Genomic DNA, 23189 nt, shown 5'->3' on the forward strand with positions numbered 1-23189 from the left:
CTTCCATGCCTGCCATAGTGTCCCCCGACCAAGTCGGCATTCGTGTGCACGAACTGCAGAACCATGGCCTCGACGGTCTGAAGCTTGCGTTGGTGTCGTTGCCGCCAGGACCGAACCCCGACCATGCCGATGTCGAGTTGCAGTTCTTCAACGGCCTGCACATTACGGCGATCCTCACCGACATCGGTGGCGACCCGGTGCGCGCACGCCAGATACTGCGCATTCGCGGTGGCGCGCGCATCGTCGCAGGCAGCGCGTCGGGGCAAGTCCAGGTCACCTCGGTGACGGGCATCGACGCGACCCGACTGGCAATGCGCATTGAACCGGTAGGCGATTACTCGACCTACAGCCTCGAACTGGTCTGGAATGCCAGCCTGATCGATCCGTTCTTCAGTTCCATCGGTTTCAAGTTCCGCCCCGGTTGCTTCACCAACGACTGTGCCCCATTGCTACCCGGTCGCCCGCCGCAGCCCAACCCGGCGATCGATTATCTGGCCAAGGACTACGACTCATTGCGCCACACACTGATGGTAGCGATGGCCGAGCGCGTTCCGGGCTGGACAAGTACCAGCGAGGCGGACCACGACCAGGTGTTGATCGACCTGTTCGCCGCCGCCGCTGACGAGCTGAGCGATTTCCAGGACCGTGTCATGGCCGAGGCCTATCTGGCGACCACGCGCAAGCGCGTCTCCCTCGCCCGTCTTGCCCGCCTCGTCGATTACCACCTGCACGAGGGCAACCAGGCGAGTACCTGGCTGTCACTGCAGGTGGAAGCCGGCCATGCACCGTTCACTCTGGACGATCAGGAACTGCTGACCTGGACCGGCGGCGCCCCGGCCTCGCAAGACGCCGTGTTCTTTGCCAGCCGCCAGTGGCGACTCGGCACTGCGCAACGCCAGCGTCTCGATCCGCTGCTCAACCGTCTGCGCTTGCATACCTGGAGCAACGCGCAGCCGGCCCTGGCCGCCGGCAGTACCGGCGCGGACATCGTTCCGTTTGCGGGGCTTGCCTCGCAAGCTGAGGCCGATGCCTTGCGTGACCTGGTGCGTGCCGGCCAGTGGCGCGAAGTCCTGATCGTCGAAGAGTTGAACCCGCTGACCGGCAAAAAAGCCGGCCGGCATTTGGCCAAGCGCCAGTTGCTAAGACTGCTGCCCGGTGACGACGTCGAACGCGGCGCCGCCGAGAGCCTCTTCGATCCACTGACAACGACCTGGCTTGTACGGGTGAACTGGCGTGAGGAAGATGCGCTGCGTTTCGACTACAGCTTCAGCACCTTCTGCCCCGGTCCGCCGTCCGAGACCGTGACCGACGTATCGATTTTCTACGGCAACCTGTTGCCGGTGCACGCGGGACGACCGCAGGAAGTGCACTTCCACGAACCCGGCACCCTGCTGCCGAGCGATAGCGCGACGATAAAACACCGCCACTTCCGGCGCATGGACCGCTACGGCAACGGCCGTGACTGGGTCTTCGCCGCACTCCCCGACGAAGGTCCGCTCGCCTACCTTCCCCCCCGAAACGGCGGCGTGCCGAACGGCGAGGAGCCAGCACGCTCAACGCTATCTATGCGCGTCGAAGCCTCCAAAGTGCCGCTCGACGATTGGAACGAGGTGGAAAGCCTGGTGCACAGCGACGACTCGGCGGAAAACGGTGAGCACTTCATGGTCGAGACCGACGAACACCAGCGCAGCGTTCTGCGCATGGGTAACGGCAGCAACGGTCGCCTCCTGCCCAGCGGTGCGGTGGTGCGCACCCAATACCAGATTGGCGGGGGACATGCCGGCAACATCGGCGCCGACCGGTTGATCAACTACGCACCGCTGACAGGTGTATTGGTGGGCGCAGTGGTTGCCGTAACCAATCCATTCGACGTCACCGACGGTCGCGACCCGGAGCCGGCTGAACGCATCCGTCGTAACGCGCCCGAAGCCTTTCGCGCGCGCCAGCTGCGGGCGATCACATTGGCAGACTATGTAAAACGTGCCGAAGAAGTGAGCGGCGTCGCGCGCGCGGTGGCGCGCTACGCCTGGACCGGTAGCTGGCGCACGGTACGCATCGCAATCGACCCGGCGGGTTTCACCGCGCTCGGCGACGCAAGCTCGGACGCATTGTGGGACGAGCTGCAACCACGCATCGCCGATCACCTCGAAGCGGTTCGTCTGATCGGCGAGGACCTCGAACTGCGTCCGCCGCGTTACGTGCCACTGGAAATCCACGTAACGGTCTGCGCGCACGAAGCTTACTGGTGTGAAGACCTGCGTTTCTTGCTGGAGCAGGAATTCTCCGATACCTGGACCTCGGACGGGCGGCGCGGTTTTTTCCACCCCGACCAATGGACCTTCGGCCAGGCACTGCACCGCAGCGTTATCGAAGGCCGTATCCACCGCATCGCCGGCATCAAGCACGTGGTGAGTATCACCATTAAGCGCTTCTCGGCCCCGCAGCCCGGCGTACCCGGCGCGGAGCTGTTGGAGATGGGTTTCGACGAGGTCGTCCTGCTGGCCAACGACCCTGACCACCTTGAACGCGGACTGATCCGCTTCGACGTGCAGGGCGGGAGACGCTGATGTCCTGCAATCCGCTGATCATCGACCCCTTCCTTTTCCCGCGCCGCGTCGACAATCGTCCCGGCCTGCCGCGCATTGCCTACCGCATCGGTCGCTACGCCGACTTCGTCGAAGACATGACCCGCCGCATCGACGCAGCGCCCGAACTTGCCGCCTGGACCCATCGCGAGGCCGACGACCCCGGCATCGCCCTGCTGCAAGGCGCCGCCATCCTCGGCGACATTCTCAGCTTCTACCAGGAGCACTATGCCAACGAGGCCTACCTGCGCACCGCCGCCTGGCGCGAGAGCGTGGCCGAACTGGTGCGACTCACCGGTTACCGCCTGGCGCCGGGCATCGGCGGGCGCGCCACACTCGCCTTCGAGGCGCGCGGCGACCAGCCTGTTATTATCCGCGCGGGCTTTGCAGTCAAGGCCGAACTGGTTGACCTGGCGACACCGGCCGATTTCCAGACCGATTCTGAGCTCAATGCCTGGCCCCACCTCAGCCGTTTCAACCTCTATCGCCCGCGTGCCTACGACGCGACTCTGGCCGCCGGCGCCACCTCGTTCGAACTGCATAGCGTGGATAACGCGAGCGACAGCGCGAGCCTTGCCGCTTTTGATTTGAAGCCCGGCGACCGTCTGCTGCTGCAACCACCGGAACCGCAATGGACCTCCAGTGGCTCGACGCTAACCACCCAACAGGCACCTCAGGTGGTCAAGGTGAAGAAGATCACGCGCCTGCTCGGCCGGATCATCGTCGACATCGATACGCCCCTTCTTCAGAGCTGGAACCAGCCGGTCGCGGCCTACCGGATCAACCGCTCGTTCCGCCATTTCGGGCACAACGCACCGCCCAAGACGATGACTAGCAAGACGGACAATGGCCTCATTGTCGGCACCCTGGAAGAGGACACCTACTTCCTGCGGTGCATCCACGCCGGCCACACTTGCGTCAACACCAGTGCGCATTCCGGACTACCTGCGACACTGATCCCGCTGGATGCCGAAGTCTGCGACCTGCAACCGGGCATGCGTGTGGTCGTACAGACCCGCGTCGGTATGTATGACATCAACACATCCGTGGATCTGAGCGTGGTGCGCAACGTCGTTGCGCTGCAAACGAGTACTCTTGGTTTCGGCAACCTCAATGGTGCAAGCACCCTGTTGACGCTCGACCACCCGCTGGTCAATCGGTTTATGGCAGGCAGGCCCTACAGCGATATTCGCAACTACGTGATTTACGAAGTGACCAATGCGCCGCTCACCCTGAAGCCGGTATCCAGTCCATCGGCCAACGGCTTCGCCAATGGCAGCAATGCCCTCTGCTTCTACGGTAGCGCGACACAGGTGCGGGCGCTGGCCGGGCGGCGCTTGTATTGCACGCATGCTGATGGCCGTAGCGTCGAACTGGTGTGCACCAACAGTCTCGCCAGCTTCGCCACGCCAACGCCGGACGTGGCGAAGATGTGGCCGCTGACCTTTGACCGCCCACCCTCGCCCTTCACCCGTGTAGATTTCGACGAGGCCGCGCCCAGTGTCACGGTGTTCGGCAACCTGGTCGACGCGTCGCAAGGCAAGGCGGAGCACGAAGCGATCCTTGGCAATGGCGATCACCGCCAGCAGTGGCAAACCTTCGCGCTACCAAAATCACCGCTGACCTACTTTCTGTCTGCCGGTGGCATCCCACCACAGACACCCGTACTGGAGGTATGGGTAGACGGACGCCTCTGGACGCGGGTCGACACTTTCTATGGCCGAGGGCCGCAAGACCAGGTCTACATCGTCCGCGAAGACGCGCAAGGCCGCAGCTTCGTGCAGTTTGGCGACAGCGAAACCGGGGCGCGCCTGCCGTCGGGGCTGAAGAACATAGTCGCTATTTACCGCAGTGGCGTCGGCGCCCACGGCGCAATCAAGCCCGGTGCCACGCCGACCTCAAGCGAACGGCCACCCGGTTTCGACAAGGTAGTGCTGGCTGGCATTGTCTCGGGTGGCGCCGAGCCGGAGGACGGCGAGAAAGCGCGCGAAGCAGCGCCGGGCAAGGTTCAGAGCCTCGGGCGTCTGGTCAGCATCCAGGACTACGAAATCGAAACACTCAGCGTACCCGGAGTGGTCACTGCGACTGCCGCTTGGGATCTGCACGTCGGCGTGCCAGCGGTGATTCTGCGCGTACTGCTCGAAGGCGGGCGCGAAGCCGAGTTTGCCCAGGTCCAGGCAACGCTGGCGCACGCCCAGCGCTGTCGCGGTCCGGACCGCTTCCCGCTGGTGGTGCAGCAAGCGCTGCTGCGCCATGTTTTCGTCGACCTCAGCTATGCGCTCGACCCAAGCTACCGCCAGGAGGATGTCGAGACCGCCCTGCACGCAGCCCTCGGCCTGGCCGGCGACACTGCGCATGAGCGCAGCGGCCTGTTCGGCCTGCACGCGCGGCGGCTTGGGGATAGCGAATATGCCAGTCGCATTGAAGGCCGACTGCAGAATGTGGTCGGGGTGCTGTGGTGCAAAGTCACCGGGCTGGGCCTGTTTACCGCCGGCGTCCTCGATCCCTCCACGCTATCACTGCCACCCGCACCCCGGCCGGCGGCGCAGGTGCTGCCATGCAGCGCACACGAACTGCTTCAGCTCGCTGCACAGCATTTCACCCTGACCCCGGTCGCCGAACCCTCGGCGGGAGAATGCGCATGACCACTGTTCCCCTGTACGAGCGCCTGCCCGAGATCTATCGCACCCGCGACGCCGAGGTGAAACCGCCGTACCAGCTGCGCGCCTACCTCGCCGCGGTCGAAGCGCCGTTCGACGCCCTGCACGCGAACATCGCGCAGCTCTATGAAGACCTGTTCATCGACACCTGCGACGACTGGGTCATCCCCTACCTGGCGGACCTCCTCGGCACCACACACTTGAAGGGCGACCCGCGCACCTTGCGCGCCGACGTGGCCGACACCATCGCCTTGCGACGGCGCAAAGGTACCCTTGGCGCCATCGAGCGGCTCGCGGTCAACCTCACGGGCTGGGCTTGCCGCAGTGTCGAACTGCGAGAGAACCTCGGCTGGACACAGCACCTCAATCACCAGCGGCCCGATGCTGGCGGTGAGCCGCCCTACGGTGCCCCGACGTTGACGCGTTTCAATATCCCGCGTGGCGGTACCGCACCGATTCACGACCCCGCCGCACTGGCGCTGATCGGTACGCCGTTCGACACTTTCGCCTATACCGCCGACGTAAAGCCCGCTCAAAACGGTACGCGCCCTATCAACCTGCCCAACCTCGCGATTTTTCTCTGGCGGCTCGCGGCCTACCGACTGCCGTGCGTGTTACCGCTGGCCAAGGGTGCCATTGACCTCGGTGCCCAACCGGCCGGCCTGGCACGGTTCGCGCTACGCTTCGACCTGCATCCGCTGGACATCCCGGTGTGCCTGTTCAACACCAGCCGCTCCGGTTTCCTGCGCCCCGGTACCTCGGGCGGCGTCATCTCGCCGCTGGCCGAAGTCGATGCCGTGCCCGCCCCGATGCTTGACGCGCGCCTCACCAGCCAGACACCCGCGGGCCATCCAGAAGCCTATGTACAGGTCGATTTCTACAACGCAGACAGCACGCCACCGACCGGCTTTGACCTCGGCGATGTCGGGCTGCACCTGTTCATGCCGCAGTCGCTGGCGCCGCTTCTGCTGCCACCGGCGCCGCTCAGCCAATGGCAGTGGCGGTTCCGCGGCGACAATCTGTGTGGCTGGGAAACCGGCCTGCGCCGGCCGTTGCGTCTCGGCGAGATCGTCATCGACCCCGACATCGGTCGCGTGCTGATCGGCCTTGACTCGCAAGCGCAGGCTGACGAGCTGATCGTCTCGCAAAACGGCGCCCTGGTGTCGCGCCTGTACACCAGTTTCACCTACGGCACCCCCGGGCCGGTTGGCGCGCACCCGGTTTCGCGCCACTTCCCGGCGCTCGAGCCGGCAATGGAGCTGCGTCAAGTCGGTGAAGCCGCCGGCGGCATCACGCTACAGGCCGCGCTGGATGGACTGGACACCGCGACCGGCCCCGTAGTCATCGAGATCAGCGACAGCCTGGTGCACCGCATTGACCTTACGCTGCTGCCTGGCACCTCCGTCGACGGCACCCACTCGCTGCGCCTCGCGCAGTCGCTGACGATCCGCGCGGCTAGCGAGCACCGGCCCATCCTGTTGCTGGCTCAACCCTTGTCGCTGCGACCGCTCACCGCTGCAGGCACCACGTCATCGTCGCCACAGCTGCGGCTCGAGGGTCTGTACCTCGCTGCGGACGAAGCGGCCCCCTTCCCCGCAGGCCAGGCGCTGATCGACCGTGTCGCACTGGCGCGCCTGGAGATCATCGACTGCACCCTCGCCCCCGGTGGCCACAGCTTGCGCGACGGCAGCCGCGCACCCATGCAGCCTGCGCTGCGGCTGGTCGACGGTTACGGCTTCAGCGACCCCGTCGACGTCCAAGCCTTCGTGCGCACGCCCGATATCGTGATCCAGCGCTCGATCACCGGCGCTATCGCCGTCGACTCGCGCTACCGGCTCGATATCCAGGACAGCATCATCGACGCTGGCCTCGGCTTCACCAATGCGCCAACCGGTCAGTTCGCCATCAGCGCCGCCAGCGATCCGCTCAAGGGCTGGGCGGCCGACCTGGATTTTTCCGGCCTGACCTGCTTCGGCCCGGTGCGCGTGGCCGCCGTTGGCGGTTTGGGCGGCCTCTTCACGCAACGCTTCGAAGTGCTGGACAACCAGCACGGCTGCATCAAATGGAGCGTTTTCAGCGGTGACGCCGATCGCTTGCCCCCCAACCACTTCTGCGTGCATGCGCCGGACGCGCGCGTCATGTTCACCTGTGAACGCTTCAATGACCCAGGCTATGCGCAGCTACGGCGCGAAACCGACCGCCGTGTGCGCGAACTCGGGCCTGACGACGATGCCATGGGCGCCTTTGGCTTTCTGCTCGAAGCGCACAAATGGACCAATTTGCAAGTGCGGCTACGGGAGTTCATGCCGGTGGGCGTGAGGCCGCTGCTGATACCTGTCACGTAACGGAGGACGTCATGCAAGGTGATTTCTCGGTAATCCATTTCGACCCTCAAGAGCACGAACGCGTGGTGAACCCGCCGGCCCAGGGTGTCCTGCGCAACCTCAGCGGCGTACTGCATCAGCAGGGCCGCGTGATGAGCGACGCCGACCTGACCGAGGGCGAACTACTCGAACTCGTCTGGAACGGCCAGGCCGGGCGCGACATCATCGGCGCCGGCGTGTGCGCGGTGCCGGCCAGCGAGCCGCTGGGCTTTCAAGTCGTATCGACGCAGGTGGTCAATGAGGAGGTGCGGGTACTGCTGCGCCCCGGTCGCGCCTGGGTCGACGGCATCCTCACCCGACTGGCGGGCGTACCACCTGACCCTCTGACGCCGGTGGTGCGGCTCGCGACCTATTTCGGGCCGCCATTGTCGACGCCGCTGCCCACCCCGATGCAGATTGTCGACGGCATCCGCGACGCGGTCATTCTGGAAGTTTCGCAAGAAGCACTGCACGGTTTCCAATATCCGCAACGACTGATCGAACCGGCGTTGGGCGGGCCGGACACCGCCGAACGCGCCTTCGTTAATTTCCGCGTTCGCCTGTTGCGCCTGGCCGACGGCGAAGACTGCACAAGCGTCCTCGCCAAGCTGCGCGACGACCCGTCAGCCAAGGGACGCCTTAGCGTTTCGCTCGCGCCGGTGGTAGCCATCGCTGGCGATTGCCCAGTGGTCGGCGGTGGCGGATACACGGGCTTCGAGCACTGCCTGTACCGCATTGAAATCGCCGACGTGCCACCTGCAACGGCGCCGCGGTTCAAATGGAGCCAATGCAACGGTGGCCTGACCGGACGCGGCCGCTTCGACGCGACGAGCGATCCCGATCGCGTGATCATCGACGCCGGTCGCGCGGCCATCGTCAACTCCGGCCTGACCGAGTTCTACCTTGAGGCGTTGCAATACGATGAGTTGATCGGCGCCTGGACCGTGGTCTATGGCACCATCGCCACCCTCAACACCGACCACGACCTTGAACTCGCCTCACCGCCCAGTTTCGGCACATTGCCGGCGACCACTGACTCGGTGTTCTTGCGCCTGTGGAATGGAATCGCCGACATCGGCGCCTTCCCCGACGTCGCCAACCCATTGGAGCTGCGCGACGGCATTCGTCTCGCATTCGACGCGGCGGCCGCCGGCAACTACCGGCCGGGTGACTACTGGACCTTCACGGTACGCGCCGGCGAGATCGCCAATCCGCAGATTCTGATAAACAAAGCCCCACCCGTGGGCATCGTCTATCACCGCGTGCCACTGGCCGAAATCAACTGGACCGCACGCCGCGATACCACGATCAGTGGTTCGATCGAGGACTGCCGCAAACACTTTCGCCCTCTGACCAACCAGAAAATCTGCTGCACCTTCCTGATCGGCGACGGCGTGTCGAGCTTCGGCGACTTTAACTCGCTCGAAGAGGCCGCCGTGCATTTGCCGGCGGCCGGCGGTGAGCTATGCCTGTTGCCGGGCCTGCACCGTGCCAATCTACGCCTGGAAGGCCGGCGCAACGTCAAGATCCACGGCTGCCGCTGGCGCACGATGGTGCTGCCGCGTACCGAAACCCGCGCCCAGCCGATACTGCATTTCATCGACTGCGTCGGCATCGAGGTCTGCGAACTCGACCTGGTTACCCTCGACGCCATCGCGGTGAGCATCGACGGCAGCAACGAAGACAGCTGCCAGGATGTGCGCATCCACGACAACCGCATGATTGCGCGCACCAACGCGATCCGCGCCAGCAACGCCGCCGAGCTGACGATCGCCTGCAATCGCCTGCACCTGCTGGACACGGTCGATGGCCGCGCAACGATTTCCGTGCTCGCCGACGATGTGTTGATCGAACGCAACGCGCTGCTGCTGTTGCCCTTCATCGACGAGACAACCGAAAAACCGGATCAGCCCGACGACGACCCTACCCGCGACCCGGCCGACCCATGCGCACGTCCGGAAATTCTCTATAAATTCCCTCGACTGGTGTTGCTCCATGCCTTCTCGGTGTGGGCTCTGCTGATCACCCAGATATTGCCCAAACAACCCTACCGCGCCATCGGCGGCATCCATGTGCGAGCCGGTTCCGAGCGTGTACGCATTCTGGAGAACACCATCGTCGGCGGCGCCGGCAACGGCATCACTCTGGGAGGCGACCTCGATCCCGCACCAACGCCACCCGAGCCCGACGAGCCACGCATCGCCCTCACCGCTTCGGCGAACTCGCCACCGCCAGCGACCGTCACTGTCACCGACAATGGCCAATTCCTCGCCCTGGTGCAGGACGAGCAAGGCAAGCCGCTGGCCGACGTCGAACTCTACCTCAAAGCCGAGACCGAAGCCTCCGACCGCAGCGACGCGCAAGGCATGACCAGCATCATGACCGCGCCCGGCACCTACACACTCGAAGTATCACCGCAGTACCGGGTAGTGCGCGTCACCGAGGCGCGTAACGAGAGAATACTGGTCAACGCAGTCACCCTCGCCCCGAGTGGCCGTACGACAGCGCGCGGTTTCCTCCATGAGATCACGATCGAGGCCAATGACATTGCGATGATGGGGCTGTCGGGCATCGGTTTCGCGCTGCGCACCGGCATCTCCATCACCGGCTCGACGAAGACGCCCCCGACCAACGACCCCAAGGCCGCACTGCTCAGCTTCATCGACGCGGCACCTATGAGTCTCGCACTGACACTCCTACTGCGCGCGACCGACCTGGTGCGTGACCTCGTGATCCTCAACAACCGCGTACACCACAATCTACGCAATCCGTTCACCGAGGCATTGCTGGCTGACGCACAATTCATTGGTCGTGGAGGCGTTTCGCTGGCGATCGTTACAGCGGCAGTGATCAGCGGCAACCACGTCTACGAGAATGGCCCACGCGCCAGCGATCCAGTGTGTGGTGTGTTCGTCGGCTACGGCGATAACCTGGAGATCACCGGCAACGTGCTAACCGCAAACGGCGCGACCATTACGGACCTCGAGGCCAAGCGCAACGCGGGCATCTGCGGTGGCCTGTATATCTGCTTCGCCGGGGCATTTACCACGCGCAATGCAGCGTTTCGCGTGCACGACAACCGCGTCGACCAGCCAGCCGGCCGCGCGCTGACGGCCTACGCGTTTGGCCCTGTATCGGTGGCCAACAACCATTTCAACAGCGAGTTCTGCGGTACATCCGGCGTTCTTGATACCGCCGGGGGCAGTGTTCTACTGCTCAATTTCGGCGGTATCCACCGCCTGTTGGCGCGCATCAGGCTCGGTCGTTTCATGGCATTCGAACGCACCGCCGCCGAGTGGGTACTTCCGGGCGGTGAAACGATGTTCAATGACAACTATGTGCGTCTGGGTCTACTCAACCGGTCGATTACCTCGCAGGTGCTGCTGACTGCCGACGACCTGAGTTATGCGTCAAATACCGCTGCGGTCTACCGCGGCGACCCCTTCTTCGCCAACGCAGTATTGATGGCCGATAGCGTGCGCGCAACCGCGTCGCGCTTGCGCGAAGACGTCACGCAGTCCCTCTCGCTGCTGACGATGGCGATGCGCATGAACATGACGGTGCTCAACCAGGCCGACCATTGCATCGTCGCCCAAACGATGGGGGGGCCCAACCCGCTGCCGACGGTAGACCAGCCCAACCAGGTGCTGGACGGGGAAATGTGCAATCGGCTATTCGCCGAACCGTCCGACATCGTTCAATTTCTGGTCAGGGTACTGGCCGCCAATGCCAATCAGCTCGGTGGAACATTGCAGCAGAACGCATTCAGCTCGACGAAGCTGGCAACATTGACGCAGCGGACTACGGCCCAGGCACTCAACCACATCAACGCGACCCAGGTGGCCACGACTCGCGTCTACCAGACCGAAGCGTTGCGCATGGCGGCCAAACACGGTGCCGACCATCCCGCCAGCCGGGCACTTGCCGCCCGGGGTGCGGCCGGTGCACAAATCAGCCGCTTGCTGGCCTCCAGCGCGCAAGCCCTCGCCGTGAGCGTACCCGTCACGCCTGAAGGTGGCTCGACCTTCAGCGGCCGCTTGGTCAACGACCGTGGCCAGGGCCTGGCCGACTACTCGGTCGAACTGCTGCAGACCAACGGCACGCTCCTCGGCACCGTTGGCCGCACCGATACCTCGGGCTTCTTCAGTGCCGCGTACGACAAATCGCAAACCGCAGCCTTGAACCGGTCAGGTGAGATTTTCGCGCGGGTCATGGACTTCACCGCCAAGGAGGTGCTGTTTGACAAGACTCCCCTGCACTTCACGCCTGGCGCCGACGTGCAGGTCACGCTGGTCGTGCCGGTGCGCGTGGTGCCGAAGTCGGTGGTGGTTGGCGGTACGGTGATCTATGGAACACCCGTTCCTACACCCGAGCCGCCAGCACCGACACCGCCACCAGAGACAGATGTACGCACGCCACTTGACACGCTCGGCATCGACGACGCGACACGCAGGAAGTTGATGGAAGGTGGCATCGTCGACGTCGAAGGCATCCTCGAGACCACTGCCAGGAAGCTGGCCGGCATCGTCGGCAGCGAGGAGATGGCCAGTAGGCTGACCGAAATGGCCAAGCGGCAGCTGGACTCGACGCCGACCAAGCCGGATAAGCCTCGCGTGGGCCGGACGCCGAATGCGAAAGCTACGCCGAAGAAAGCTACACCACAGAAAGCTACACCGAAGAAAACCACGCCGAAAAAACCCAAGTGATCTTGATCGCGCAAGACACCAGAGAACAGTAAGCCCTGAGGCAGGAGGTCGCTCGCGAATGAATGCAAGAGATCCATATCGCGCAGGTGAGTTCGCCCGGCGCACTTGCTGCTGTTGTACGACGCTGCAACCAAGCGTCGCAAATCAAAGCGAAGCACAGTAACGGCAAGCACTCTCGAACTGCCTTGAGAGTCATAGGCCGGATGCCCCATCCCGCTTCGCCATCATTGGGTAAATGGAGGTGCAACATGTCCAGCTTGTTTGATGATCTCGCAGGCCGATACAAGACCTTGAACATCGCTTTCCCGGCGCTTAAGCCCGTGACGCTCGCACAATGGATACTCGAGTCCGGTCGCGGCACGTCCGATTTGGCGACCCAACACCTGAACTTCGGGGGGCTGAAATGGCGCTCCGAGATGGTCGGATTTGCCACGTCGGTTGCCTACCAAGCCCATGACGGACTGGACTTTTACTGCAAGTTTGCCAGCCTCGATGCCTTCATCCTCGGTTACTGGAAGTTCCTTTCCCGCTCTCCCTACAAGGGGTGGGAGGTCCACGCCGCCGTGAGTCCCGAGGATTTCATTCGTTTTATCGGCCACATCTACACTCCGGCTGCTGGATACGCCGATCAAGTCCTGGCGCTGGTCGGCGAAGCGACGGAGCGCCTGGGTGATGCGCTTTCCGTTGCACAACCGCAAACGCCCGAGGTCGCCGGGGCACCCGTCATGATCGTCATCGATCCCGGCCATGGCGGATTAGTGAAAACCGGAGGCAGTAGCCCGAACAACGCCAACTCGCCGTCAGGCGAACAGGAAAAGAACTGGACGCTGGACTTTGCCAAGCGCACCCGGACAGCGGTGCTGACCAAGGCGCTGGCAAGCGGCAAGAACGTCAAGGTGGAACTCACACGAGAAACGGACATCAACCTCGGTCTGAACGCCCGCGCCGCCGTGGCCAAGGCCAAGGGCGCGAAGTTCTTTCTGAGCATTCACTTGAACGGTTTCGACAAGAAGGTGCGTGGCGTGGAGGCGCTGATCAACAACGTCAATGTCAACAAAGACGAGGATCGCGCCTTCGCGCAGGTGATCCACGACAACGTGGTCGCCGCCATGCACAGGATTGACCCTACTACCCTGGAGATGCCGAATTTTCCGCGACGCGTCAAGGAGCAGAGTCTGGGGGTTCTCAGTGACATCGCACTCGGCAATACCACAGCATCCCATCCTTGCCGCGCCTGCCTGGTCGAGCTCGAGTTCATGGATGTACCGGCAGTCGACGCTCTGTTCCGCCTGAATCCGCCACAGGCGACCACGGCCGAGAAAACCGCCCAGAACCGCCAGGAGATCGCCGACGCCCTGGCCGACGCCCTACTGTCGCAAGTGTAAGGAAGTCGCCTGGCGAAACTGGCACTTTGGTCGGCAAGCTCGTTTCGCCTTCGGGGGGATGCACCGAACAGCTTCCAGCGCACTGCGCCATGCTTGTCTCGCAGTTGGGCTGGAAGCACTGGCTCCGCTCCGAGCGGTCATCTGCACAAATGGAGGGCCACATCATCGACAAGATCACCCGTGCCCTGATGATCGCCTATGGGTTTGCGCTCGGCGCCTGCCATAGCAGTGCCGTCAATGCGGATGACAGTTACCTCTATTGCGGCAAACTCCTCTGGCCAGCCCAGCGAGCGGACTACCTGCCGTTTCCGGAAGGAATGGAAGTCAGCCATTCCTCGCAACCCGGCATCGCCCTAGCCATCGCCAAGCAGGAAAAGTACCAGGTCAGGTTCGCCTACGAGGACATGCTGATCTCCTACAAGATCATGCAAGAGGCAGTCGACACGATCATCCGCCAAGGCTCCAACCATGTCTGCCTGGAAGCGGGAGCGCTGGAGAGTTCGGAGACTGGCGTTCCCCTCGAAGTTTCTCCAATGCAGGGGGAAGATGGACATGTGATTCGCGAATCCGCCGCGGACCAGGAGAAATAGAGCCAGTGTTTCCAGTGTGCCTGCTCTGGATAGACCTTGCATGGGTCGGGCGACGAAGAAGCGACGCCGAAGAGGCCCAAGTGAACTTGATCACGCAAGACGCCAGCGGATGGTAAACCCGGAGGTATGCGGCCATGCTCGCGTTAGAACACAAGAAATCCACATCACATGCCCGTGCGTCAGCCCGGGAGGAGCAGCAGCGCCACACGCTGCCGCTAAGTACGAGCCCCACGGTCCAGCTCGCGCGTGCGTGCACCTGCGGCGGTTCTTGTCCACGTTGCCAGGCCAAATCCGCGATAAAGATCGGAGCACCCGATGATGCCTACGAGCGTGAAGCCGAAGCGGTGGCCGATCGAGTGATGCGCATGAGCGACGGCGCCCGGCGTGTTACACCTGCCGCATCCGGCCTCCAGCGCAAGTGCACCGATTGCGAAAACCAGAGTGAAGTGCCGCGTTTGCAGGCCGAGGCTGAGTGTTCATCCACCTCAGCACCAACGGCATATTCGACGATGTCCGCGCCTCCCAGTGTCGATGCGGTCTTACGTTCTCCAGGCCAGGCCTTGAGCTCCGAAACCCGGGCATTCTTGGAGCCGCGATTCGGCTGGAATTTTGCCACGGTGCAAGTACATTCCGATCTGGCCGCTCAGCAATCGGCCAAGGATGTCAACGCCCAAGCCTACACCTTGGGCCACCACATCGTGTTTGGTGCCGGTCAGTTCGCACCGGAGACAAGCGAGGGGCGGCGCTTGATTGCCCATGAGTTGACCCACGTAGTTCAACAGAGCGAGCCGGCTCCCTTGACGAATGACAGTCCTACTGGCTCCAGTGCGACTGTCACACAGCGTTCGCCCACGCCAGAAATCATGCGATCCTCGCTTTTCAACAGCACGATGAGGATCTGCCACAGCATGCTGGAATCGCGCAGGTTTGCGATCACCGAGGGCGGGCTTAAAGTCACCACCTTCGCGCGTTGGCAGCCGAACGAAGAGTGGCAGGGCACGGAAGCCGAACTTCAGTGCGGCAGGCCCGAATTCAACATCACGCTCGTCCGCGACGATCCGATCTTCGATAACGAATTTGGGACCTGCACGTTCCCTATGGGGCTGCCTACTTCAAGCGGGATTCCATTCTCGCAGCAGTGGACCGGTCTGTCTGAGAATGATGACTGGTACTTGGAAATCTGGCCCCTCAACTCCACCCCAAACTGCTGCATGGATGGCAACATTGAGGTGGAGCAAGCGCGTGGACTGAGCGGCGACTCGTGCACCAAACCACCGCCCGGCCCGCTGGAGACCTTACACGATGCGCTAGACGTGGCAGGAATGCTCCCGGCCTTGGGCGCGTTCCCCGATGCGATCAACGCTGGCATCTATGCAATCGAGGGCGACTGGGGCAACGCCGGCCTGTCAGCCCTGGCGGCCATCCCAATCTTCGGCGACACCACCAAGGGTGCCTCGCTAATCTACAAGGGCGGCAAAGAAGCAGTCCAGGTGAGCGGTGACGCGGTTCGGCGCGCAGGTAAGGACAAGATAGTTAAGGGACTTAACGAAGCCCGCGCCGTAAGCCAGTCAAGGGCTGCGGCAGCGGTGGAAGCCAAGACGATGCAGAAGGAGTTGGGCGCATCAACGCAGTCGGCGGAGAAGGAATTGGTCGGCACGGACTTCGTCGAGGGCCCCGCCAAGGCTACCCGGCCGGGGCGCCCCCCGAATACTGGTTTGGGCAAGACGGCACGACAGGAGTTCGAGAAAGTCCGCGACGACTACGCCAAGCGGCTCGGTGTGCCGTCCAGCGGGCAAGTCCATCACGCCATCGAGCTCCAGGCGCTCGACCGCTACCCGGGCGTCTTTACCTCCAAGGAGCTCAACGCGTTCGAGAATGCACGCGGTATCGGTACCGAAGTCGCGGGTAAGCGTCAGTTGCACCAATCAAAGATCCGCGAGGTCTGGGACCGCCACTATGCTCGCATCGACAAGGAGATCGCGGCGAAGGGTCTCAAGCCCGGGACTGCGAAGTACAACGAGCATGTCAAGAAAAACCTGCAGGAAGCCCGTGACGAACTGGATTACGTTCTCGGCCAGTTTTTCACCGAATACCGCACAGGCAAGCCGCGGTCGTTCAAGTAAACCTGCCGGAACGACAGTAGTGAACAGACTACGTAACATCAAGTCGCTGCTGGACGATAAATCTTGAGGTAAGACCATGCTAACGCGGGAGCATAAAACAACCACATCGCGCAGCCCTGTGGGGACCCAGCCGGTACAGCAGCGCCATGCGTTGTCGCCTAGTGCTGCCCACACAATCCTGCGCGCGTCGTCATGCCCCTGTGGCGGTACTTGTCCTCGATGCCTGGCCAAATCCGCAATCAAGATCGGAGCACCCAACGATGCCTACGAGCGTGAAGCCGATGCCGTGGCTGATCGGGTGATGCGCTTGCCAGCGGGCGGGTTGGGGATTGCTGGGGCGAGCGGCGCTGTGCAGCGAAAGTGCGACGCCTGCAATGCCGAAGACGAGGAGCAGATGTTACGGCGCAAGAGCGATTCCTCGGACAGCTTACCGGGAGCCCATTATGCCGACGCGACCGCGAGTGTTCATCAGGCACTCGCCTCCCCGGGACAACCGCTTGCCATCGATACTCGTATGTTTTTCGAATCCACCTTCCAGCGGGACTTCTCCGCCGTGCGGGTACATGCCGACGCGGCCGCCCAGCAATCGGCTCGCGACATTCACGCCAAGGCCTATACCCTCGGTCACGATGTGGTGTTCGGCGCGGGTCATTTCGCGCCGTCGACGCAGGAAGGCCGGCGTCTGCTCGCTCACGAACTTACCCACGTCGTGCAGCAGGACCGCAGCCCGTACGCCTCTGTACAGCGCTACTGCGACGATGACGATTTTTGCAGGCCGTATGATACACAGGAGGAAATCGATTCTGCCGAGTGGTGGATTCGAAACACCTACCTGCGAGCAGAGGGACCGGCAACTTTCGGCACAGAGGTCAAAGGGTTGTATGAAAGCTTTCTGGATCGAAGGCCGGGCGATAGCCGGGATCCGGTCATTTTCGAGGGCGATTCCAGCTACGTGGTCTCCTCCTTCAAGTCATCGTGGGATACCAAGAACGACATGGACGCGGTGATTGATTTGGTTGGCGAGAGACTGGACAAAGCACCAGGCGGATTGCCGCGCGAGGGCGAGAGTACGACCATGTCGCTATCGAACTTCCTGTCTGCGGAAGAGATGGCCAACCGCCCCATCAACTACAGCAATCCGCTCTCTGTCGCCGGGCACATTGCCGGAGGGGTCGGCAGCAGTGACGCCGGCGCTGACTATCGCGAGATCACCCGCGCGAACGTCACACTTGAGAAGACCACCCTGTTCGGTAACACCGGTTACGTCAGCGTCGAACTCTTCCCGCATTACGAGGTATTCGATGCTATCGACTTCTGCCCCGGTGACTGCGGATCGTTCTTCGAACAGCGGGTCACCATTCCGATGAGCCGACTTGAAGCCAGCGGCGCGGCCTATGACGTTCCATTCAAAGTGCGCTTTGACCCGGAATCCAGATCCGAGAAGTTTTGGTTCTAGATTGCGTCGACCAATAGGGAACGGACCACTTACATGACAAGATTCTTGCAGTCCTGATCGGAGTCGAATCCGCCTTCCAGCGGGACTTTTTGACAGTCTTGCATCTGGATCACCCAGTCCAGGCCGCAGATCTTCGACCTGCAAGCCTGCCAAACCTGTTTCATGTTCGAACTGTATTGAAAGGAAGCCACCACGTTAACGCCGGTGGACTTACCCCGTTACAAAATAAAAGACCCGGCTTTTTGCCGGGTCTTTTTTTTTGTGTCTTCAGGCTAATGAAGAGGGTATTGCGTAATGACGGCGATGATAGCAAACGACTATCGACCGGCGGAAGGCCAAAAAACATCCTGTCGCAACCTAATAGCAATTTAGCACTTGAGAATCACTCGCATGTAGCCTAAGCTGCCATTGCGTCAGGGACGACGCCCCCCTTTCACCCAGTCGCGCCGTGTGCCGCCGACCGCAGGGAGCCATTCATGTCCAGCCTGCTTTCTTCCTTCCAGAATCTTTTCCACCACAGGCCTCTTGAAACGGGCAACGATCCCCTGTCGCCTCGCCTGAAAAAATTACCCAGACGCGTGCAGCAAGTGTTCCTGCTCAGCCGCCTGGACGACCTGCCCTTTGCCTCGATCGCACACGCACTGGACGTGCCCCTGAGCCTCGTGGAAAAGTACATGGCCCTGGTGCTGGACCACAGTCAGGCAGCCTGTAACCCGGTATCGAGCGCCGCCAGCCATTGGTACAGCCGACTGCAGAACCCGATGACCACGGCCAGTGAACGCATCGACTTTCGCCGCTGGCTGGATGCATCGCCCAGCCACCGCGAAGCCTTTCACACCACTGAACTGCACTGGCGCAGGCTGCTGGCCCCGGCTCGTGAACTGGGCGTCGGCCACTGGTACCGTCGCCCGCTGCATGCCCACCTGGCCTGGGGTGGCGGTTCGCTTGCGGCATTGGTCCTTGGCGCATTGGCAGCCCTGTACCTCTGGACCTGACGCGGCAAGGGTCGATACGTGTAGAGTAAGCGTCATAAAACACTTCTACAGGTATCCTCGCTATGACCGTGGCGCTGACTCCCCTCGAAATTTCTGCCGACTTCGACAGCGGCAACATCACCGTGCTCGACGCCAGTGACCCGCGCCAGGTACGTCTGGCCATGCGGCCCGATACCCGCAGCCCACACTTCCAGTGGTTCCACTTCAAGGTGGGCGGGCTCACGCCGGGGCAACGCCACAGCTTCAGCCTCGACAATGCCGGCGAGTCCTCCTACAACAAAGCCTGGAGCGGATACCGCGCCGTGGCCTCTTACGATCACATCAACTGGTTTCGCGTCGACACCGATTTCATCGACGGCAAGTTGCAATTCTCTCTGGAGCCGACCCAGCCACAAGCCTGGTTCGCCTATTTCGAGCCCTACAGCCGTGAACGCCACGACACCCTCATCGCTCGGGCCATGACCACGGCCGGCATGGAGTTGCTGGCCGTGGGCAAGAGTATCGAAGGCCGCGACATCCAGCTGCTGCGCAAAGGCGACGGCGCCGACGGCAAGCTCAAGATCTGGCTGATTGCCCAGCAGCACCCTGGCGAGCACATGTCCGAATGGTTCATGGAAGGCGTGATCGAGCGCCTGGAGCAAACCCAGGACGCTGAAATGCAACAGCTGCTGGCCGTCGCCGACCTGTACCTGATACCGAACATGAACCCCGACGGCGCCTTCCATGGCCACCTGCGCACCAATGCCATGGGCAAGGACCTCAACCGCGCCTGGCAGGACTCGAGTGCAGAGCTCAGCCCGGAAGTTTTTTTCGCCCAGGCGCAGATGACCAAATACGGCGTCGACCTGTTTCTCGACATCCACGGCGACGAGGAAATCCCCTACGTGTTCACCGCAGGCTGCGAGGGCAACCCGGGGTTCACACCGCGTATCGACCAGCTGGAACAGACCTTCCGCAGCCACCTGGGCGGCTTGACCCGCGAGTTCCAGAGCGTGCACGGTTACACCCGCGACCTGCCAGGCCAGGCCAACATGACCCTGGCCTGCAACAGCGTCGGGCAGACCTTCGACTGCCTGTCGTTGACCCTGGAGATGCCCTTCAAGGACAACGACGATCTACCCGATGCCCAGACCGGCTGGTCGGGCAAGCGCTCCAGGGAGCTGGCCAGCTATGTGCTCAGCACCGTGGCCCACATGACCGGGACCTTGCGCTGACGCTCAATCCCGGCCCTTGAGCATGCTTTCAAGCACGCCGTCACGCCGGATCAAGCCGTGGAACAACGCAGCCGCCAGGTGCAGTAGAACGGTCAGGAACAGCAAGTAGGCCAGGTAGCGATGAGCCTTGCGCAACACGGCAAAGCTCGTCGCATTGGCCGGCAGAATCGACGGCAGCTGCACTGCGCTGCCGAGCATGATCGGGTCCCCGGCCGCCGAGAGCATGGCCCAACCCACCAGCGGCAACATCAGCATCAAGGCATACAGCAGGTAATGCGAAAGCTTCGCCGCCAGTGCCTGCCAACCGGGCATATCGGCCGGCAACGGCGGTTGCCGGGTGCTCAGACGTACGATCAGGCGCAGGATCACCAGCACCAGCAGCAGCGCACCCAGCGGCTTGTGGATATGGATCAACCATTCATGCCGTTCCGACACCGAGGCAACCATCCCCGCGCCGATGAACAGCATCGCCAGGATCAATAACGCCATCGACCAGTGCAGCAGGCGCGCCAAGGGCGCGAAATGGGTGGGCTGGCCGTTCATTGACGAGACTCCTTAGTGGCTGTGGCTGCGGGCAACTTGCCCACTTCGCTGGTGCGGCGCAGATAGGAATTGGCATAGACCGCGGAACGCGCAGCCAGCAACGGATCGTCCGAGCCTTCGATGCCGCTGGGCAGGATCAACGGGTCATAGTTGATATCGCGGCATTCGCCGCTGTTCTGCGGCTGGATCTCCTGCAACACCACGGTGCCGGCATCGAGGACTGTGCGGTCGCCAGGCCACACTTTGGTCGCATCGGAGGTCGGATCTTCAGGCTTGCCCAGGGTCATTCGCAACTGCCAGCGCAAGGGCCCGGAGGCCAGGCGCTGCGCCAGGTCCGGTTCGAGCACATTCGCGTCCTGGGCGATGGCCGCATCGGCAGCATTCTGATCGAGCGGCACCACGCTCCAGCGCACGGCCTGCCGCTTGCCGGCCGCATTGACCAGGTAGAAGGCGTTGATACCGTTGTAGGTTTCGGTCGCATAGCTGGCGGACGGCTTGGCCGACTTGACCCATTGTAAAAAGGCTGCCGATTCGGGATGGGCGGCGAAAAACTTCGGCATTGCCCCAGGATCCGGCTTGCCGGTGGCCGGATCCGGACGACCGGCCTGCAACATCTCGTAGAACGCCTCGGGTGTACTCACCGGAAACACCGGCATGGTGTTCATGCCCGTGCGCCATTGCTCGCCGTTGGCAAGTTCGAATCGCAACGCCAGGCTGCGCACCGGCGCACCGCTGTCCGGTGCCTGCGGGTTGCCGCCGGCCAGGGCGAAACGCCCTACCAGCGGTGTGCGGGCATCGCTGAAAACCGCAGCACTGGAGTATTCGCGCAACTGGCCGCTGTTTTCGAAATACCCGACGACGCAGACGCCCTTGGCGTGATTGCGACGATAGCCCGGGTAAATACCGTTGTTGGTTTCCAGGTTGTCGACCAGCTTCCTGGGGGTCAGGCGATGGGAATCGAGGCTCCCGTTGACGTAGGCAAACGCAGCGGCGGTGACGGCCACCACCAGGGCGATGCCGGTCAGGCGCATGACCTTGCTTGCAGTGTTTAAAGGGCGCCGGGGCGGCGCCGAGCGATCTTGCATGGCGAACTCCTCGGCCAGTGGCCGTAGGGTGAAGGTGCTATAGGACGTATCCCCCTTCTCTTTATTCCCAATGGGCTGTACTTATTTTTTTCCCTATGGAATAAACCCCGGGGTTCAATCGTCTTCCGTGTCCAATGCACGATAGCTCGCCAGGACCCGATCACACGCAATGAATGCCCTCGATGAAGAAATCCGGCAATTGCTGCCGCGCCTGCGGCGCTTCGCGCTGTCGTTGACCCGCGACGCCAGTAGCGCCGACGACCTGGTCCAGAGTTGCCTGGAGCGGGCCTTGTCACGCTGGCGCGGCAAGCGCCCCGAGGGCGATCTGCGCGCCTGGCTGTTCTCGATTCTCTATCGACAGTTCGTCGACGCCCATCGCCGCGCCCGGCGTTATGCCCGCATGCTGGAATTCTTCGCTGGCCCTGCGCAGAACGAGCCTTCGGTCGAGCGCAGCGTGATTGCCCAGACGACACTGCAAGCCTTCGAACAATTGAACCCGGAACAACGCGCCCTGCTCTATTGGGTCTCGATCGAAGGCCTCGGTTACAAGGAGATCGCAGAAATGCTCGATATCCCCATTGGCACCGTGATGTCACGCCTGTCCCGCGCACGCCAGGCCCTGCGCCAGCTCAGCGACGGCGAAATCGCCAGCCCTGTCTTGCGGAGACTGAAATGATCACCCTGCCCCCCACCGAACACGACCTGCAGGCCTACGTCGACCATCGCCTGGCAGCGGACGACCGCCAGCGGATCGACACCTACCTGGCCGCCCATCCCGATCTTGCTGCGCAGGTCCGGGCCTGGCAGCAGGATGCCCAGCGCCTGCGCCTGGCATTGGCCGGTGCCGAGTCATTACCGGCCAATCCCGGACTCGACCCGACGCTGATCCGTCAGCGCATGCGCCAGCAATCGTGGCGCTACCTGGCCAGCGCTGCTGCGTTGTTGCTCGCCGTCAGCATCGGCGCGCTGAGTGGCTGGCAAGCCCGCGAAATGACCCTGAGCCGCAACACCCTGCCCATGACCGATGCCTTGCAGGCCTACCGGATGTTCGCCGTGCAACAGATCCTCCCGGCCGACCTGCGGGTGCAGCAAGGCAGCGAACTGCAAAGCTGGCTGGACCGCTACTTCGACCATGCCCATCGCCTTCCGGACTTGCAGGCAGCCGGCTTCAAGCCGGTCAGTGGCCGTCTGCTGAGCACTGACCAGGGACCTGCGGCCATGGTCCTCTATGAAGACGCGAGCGGTCGCCGGGTCAGCTTCTACATCAGGCCACCTGGCCCGAACAATACCCTGCTGCCGCGCGGCAGCCGCCGCGACGGCGAACTGCAGGCCGAATACTGGTCCAGCACCGGCTATAACTACGCGATGGTCAGCCCGGTCGATGGGCCTGCCCTATCCGCGTTCAAGCAGGCCATTGGACCTGCGATCTGAGTGTTCCGGACAAAGGTGGTCGAGGGATTAACTATCTGGTTAAAATTGTCCTC

General features: G+C 62.7%; 14 protein-coding genes. 12 read left to right on the forward strand and 2 right to left on the reverse strand.

All coding sequences use genetic code 11. The features are described 5' to 3' along the window. The first annotated feature begins 5 nt into the window (after positions 1 to 5). The 10 genes from F2S13_RS05130 to F2S13_RS05175 all read left to right on the forward strand — a co-directional run bounded on the left by F2S13_RS05130 (position 6) and on the right by F2S13_RS05175 (position 20077). Positions 6 to 2567, forward strand: coding sequence for a baseplate J/gp47 family protein (locus F2S13_RS05130; protein ID WP_166359393.1), 2562 nt, complete (start codon positions 6 to 8; stop codon positions 2565 to 2567). Then, positions 2567 to 5230 carry a baseplate J/gp47 family protein gene (locus F2S13_RS05135; protein ID WP_166359394.1) on the forward strand — a complete coding sequence of 888 codons (2664 nt, stop codon included), beginning with the start codon at positions 2567 to 2569 and terminating at the stop codon, positions 5228 to 5230. Before F2S13_RS05130 ends, F2S13_RS05135 begins: the two co-directional genes overlap by 1 nt. Next, positions 5227 to 7590, forward strand: a complete 2364-nt coding sequence (locus tag F2S13_RS05140; RefSeq protein WP_218583822.1) for a phage tail protein — start codon at positions 5227 to 5229, stop codon at positions 7588 to 7590. Before F2S13_RS05135 ends, F2S13_RS05140 begins: the two co-directional genes overlap by 4 nt. 11 nt (positions 7591 to 7601) lie before the next feature. Then, complete coding sequence (locus F2S13_RS05145) at positions 7602 to 12314, forward strand: right-handed parallel beta-helix repeat-containing protein (RefSeq protein WP_166359396.1); 4713 nt, start codon at positions 7602 to 7604, stop codon at positions 12312 to 12314. Positions 12315 to 12562: 248 nt separating this feature from the next. Further along, on the forward strand, positions 12563 to 13699 hold the full coding sequence (locus tag F2S13_RS05150) for an N-acetylmuramoyl-L-alanine amidase (protein WP_166359397.1): 1137 nt from the start codon (positions 12563 to 12565) through the stop codon (positions 13697 to 13699). Positions 13700 to 13788: 89 nt separating this feature from the next. After that, positions 13789 to 14289 carry a hypothetical protein gene (locus F2S13_RS05155; RefSeq protein ID WP_246237767.1) on the forward strand — a complete coding sequence of 167 codons (501 nt, stop codon included), beginning with the start codon at positions 13789 to 13791 and terminating at the stop codon, positions 14287 to 14289. A 134-nt stretch (positions 14290 to 14423) separates the two neighbouring features. Then, the gene (locus tag F2S13_RS05160; protein ID WP_166359398.1) at positions 14424 to 16412 is read left to right on the forward strand and encodes an eCIS core domain-containing protein; all 1989 of its coding nucleotides are present in this window, start codon (positions 14424 to 14426) and stop codon (positions 16410 to 16412) included. 286 nt (positions 16413 to 16698) lie between these two features. Continuing rightward, positions 16699 to 17868 (forward strand): eCIS core domain-containing protein, encoded by a 1170-nt coding sequence (locus F2S13_RS05165; protein ID WP_218583823.1) that lies wholly within the window; start codon positions 16699 to 16701, stop codon positions 17866 to 17868. Between the two features lie 476 nt (positions 17869 to 18344). Beyond that, positions 18345 to 18863, forward strand: coding sequence for a DUF4880 domain-containing protein (locus F2S13_RS05170; RefSeq protein ID WP_166359400.1), 519 nt, complete (start codon positions 18345 to 18347; stop codon positions 18861 to 18863). A 62-nt stretch (positions 18864 to 18925) separates the two neighbouring features. Next, a complete protein-coding gene (locus tag F2S13_RS05175; protein WP_166359401.1) occupies positions 18926 to 20077 on the forward strand; it encodes a M14 family metallopeptidase in 1152 nt (383 codons plus the stop codon). Between the two features lie 3 nt (positions 20078 to 20080). Here the strand turns inward: F2S13_RS05175 and F2S13_RS05180 are convergent, their stop codons facing one another. Next, positions 20081 to 20620 carry a cytochrome b gene (locus F2S13_RS05180; protein ID WP_166359402.1) on the reverse strand — a complete coding sequence of 180 codons (540 nt, stop codon included), beginning with the start codon at positions 20618 to 20620 and terminating at the stop codon, positions 20081 to 20083. Beyond that, entirely contained in the window at positions 20617 to 21705 is a 1089-nt protein-coding gene (locus F2S13_RS05185; protein WP_166359403.1) for a catalase family peroxidase, read from the reverse strand. Before F2S13_RS05185 ends, F2S13_RS05180 begins: the two co-directional genes overlap by 4 nt. A gap of 169 nt (positions 21706 to 21874) precedes the next feature. Here F2S13_RS05185 and F2S13_RS05190 point away from each other — a divergent pair, with 169 nt between their 5' ends. Next, positions 21875 to 22381: a sigma-70 family RNA polymerase sigma factor gene (locus F2S13_RS05190; RefSeq protein ID WP_166359404.1), complete on the forward strand. Its 507-nt coding sequence runs from the start codon at positions 21875 to 21877 to the stop codon at positions 22379 to 22381. Next, complete coding sequence (locus tag F2S13_RS05195) at positions 22378 to 23136, forward strand: anti-sigma factor family protein (RefSeq protein WP_166359405.1); 759 nt, start codon at positions 22378 to 22380, stop codon at positions 23134 to 23136. Before F2S13_RS05190 ends, F2S13_RS05195 begins: the two co-directional genes overlap by 4 nt. The last annotated feature ends 53 nt before the right edge of the window (positions 23137 to 23189 follow it).

The organism is Pseudomonas akapageensis, from assembly GCF_011355085.1.
GTDB classification, from domain to species: domain Bacteria; phylum Pseudomonadota; class Gammaproteobacteria; order Pseudomonadales; family Pseudomonadaceae; genus Aquipseudomonas; species Aquipseudomonas akapageensis.

Excerpts from the sequence above, each read along its gene's own strand:
- F2S13_RS05130 (WP_166359393.1), top strand. The coding sequence starts at position 6 with ATGCCTGCCATAGTGTCCCCCGACCAAGTCGGCATTCGTGTGCACGAA.
- F2S13_RS05135 (WP_166359394.1), top strand. The coding sequence starts at position 2,567 with ATGTCCTGCAATCCGCTGATCATCGACCCCTTCCTTTTCCCGCGCCGC.
- F2S13_RS05140 (WP_218583822.1), top strand. The coding sequence starts at position 5,227 with ATGACCACTGTTCCCCTGTACGAGCGCCTGCCCGAGATCTATCGCACC.
- F2S13_RS05145 (WP_166359396.1), top strand. The coding sequence starts at position 7,602 with ATGCAAGGTGATTTCTCGGTAATCCATTTCGACCCTCAAGAGCACGAA.
- F2S13_RS05150 (WP_166359397.1), top strand. The coding sequence starts at position 12,563 with ATGTCCAGCTTGTTTGATGATCTCGCAGGCCGATACAAGACCTTGAAC.
- F2S13_RS05155 (WP_246237767.1), top strand. The coding sequence starts at position 13,789 with ATGCTTGTCTCGCAGTTGGGCTGGAAGCACTGGCTCCGCTCCGAGCGG.
- F2S13_RS05160 (WP_166359398.1), top strand. The coding sequence starts at position 14,424 with ATGCTCGCGTTAGAACACAAGAAATCCACATCACATGCCCGTGCGTCA.
- F2S13_RS05170 (WP_166359400.1), top strand. The coding sequence starts at position 18,345 with ATGTCCAGCCTGCTTTCTTCCTTCCAGAATCTTTTCCACCACAGGCCT.
- F2S13_RS05175 (WP_166359401.1), top strand. The coding sequence starts at position 18,926 with ATGACCGTGGCGCTGACTCCCCTCGAAATTTCTGCCGACTTCGACAGC.
- F2S13_RS05180 (WP_166359402.1), bottom strand. The coding sequence starts at position 20,620 with ATGAACGGCCAGCCCACCCATTTCGCGCCCTTGGCGCGCCTGCTGCAC.
- F2S13_RS05185 (WP_166359403.1), bottom strand. The coding sequence starts at position 21,705 with ATGCAAGATCGCTCGGCGCCGCCCCGGCGCCCTTTAAACACTGCAAGC.
- F2S13_RS05190 (WP_166359404.1), top strand. The coding sequence starts at position 21,875 with ATGAATGCCCTCGATGAAGAAATCCGGCAATTGCTGCCGCGCCTGCGG.
- F2S13_RS05195 (WP_166359405.1), top strand. The coding sequence starts at position 22,378 with ATGATCACCCTGCCCCCCACCGAACACGACCTGCAGGCCTACGTCGAC.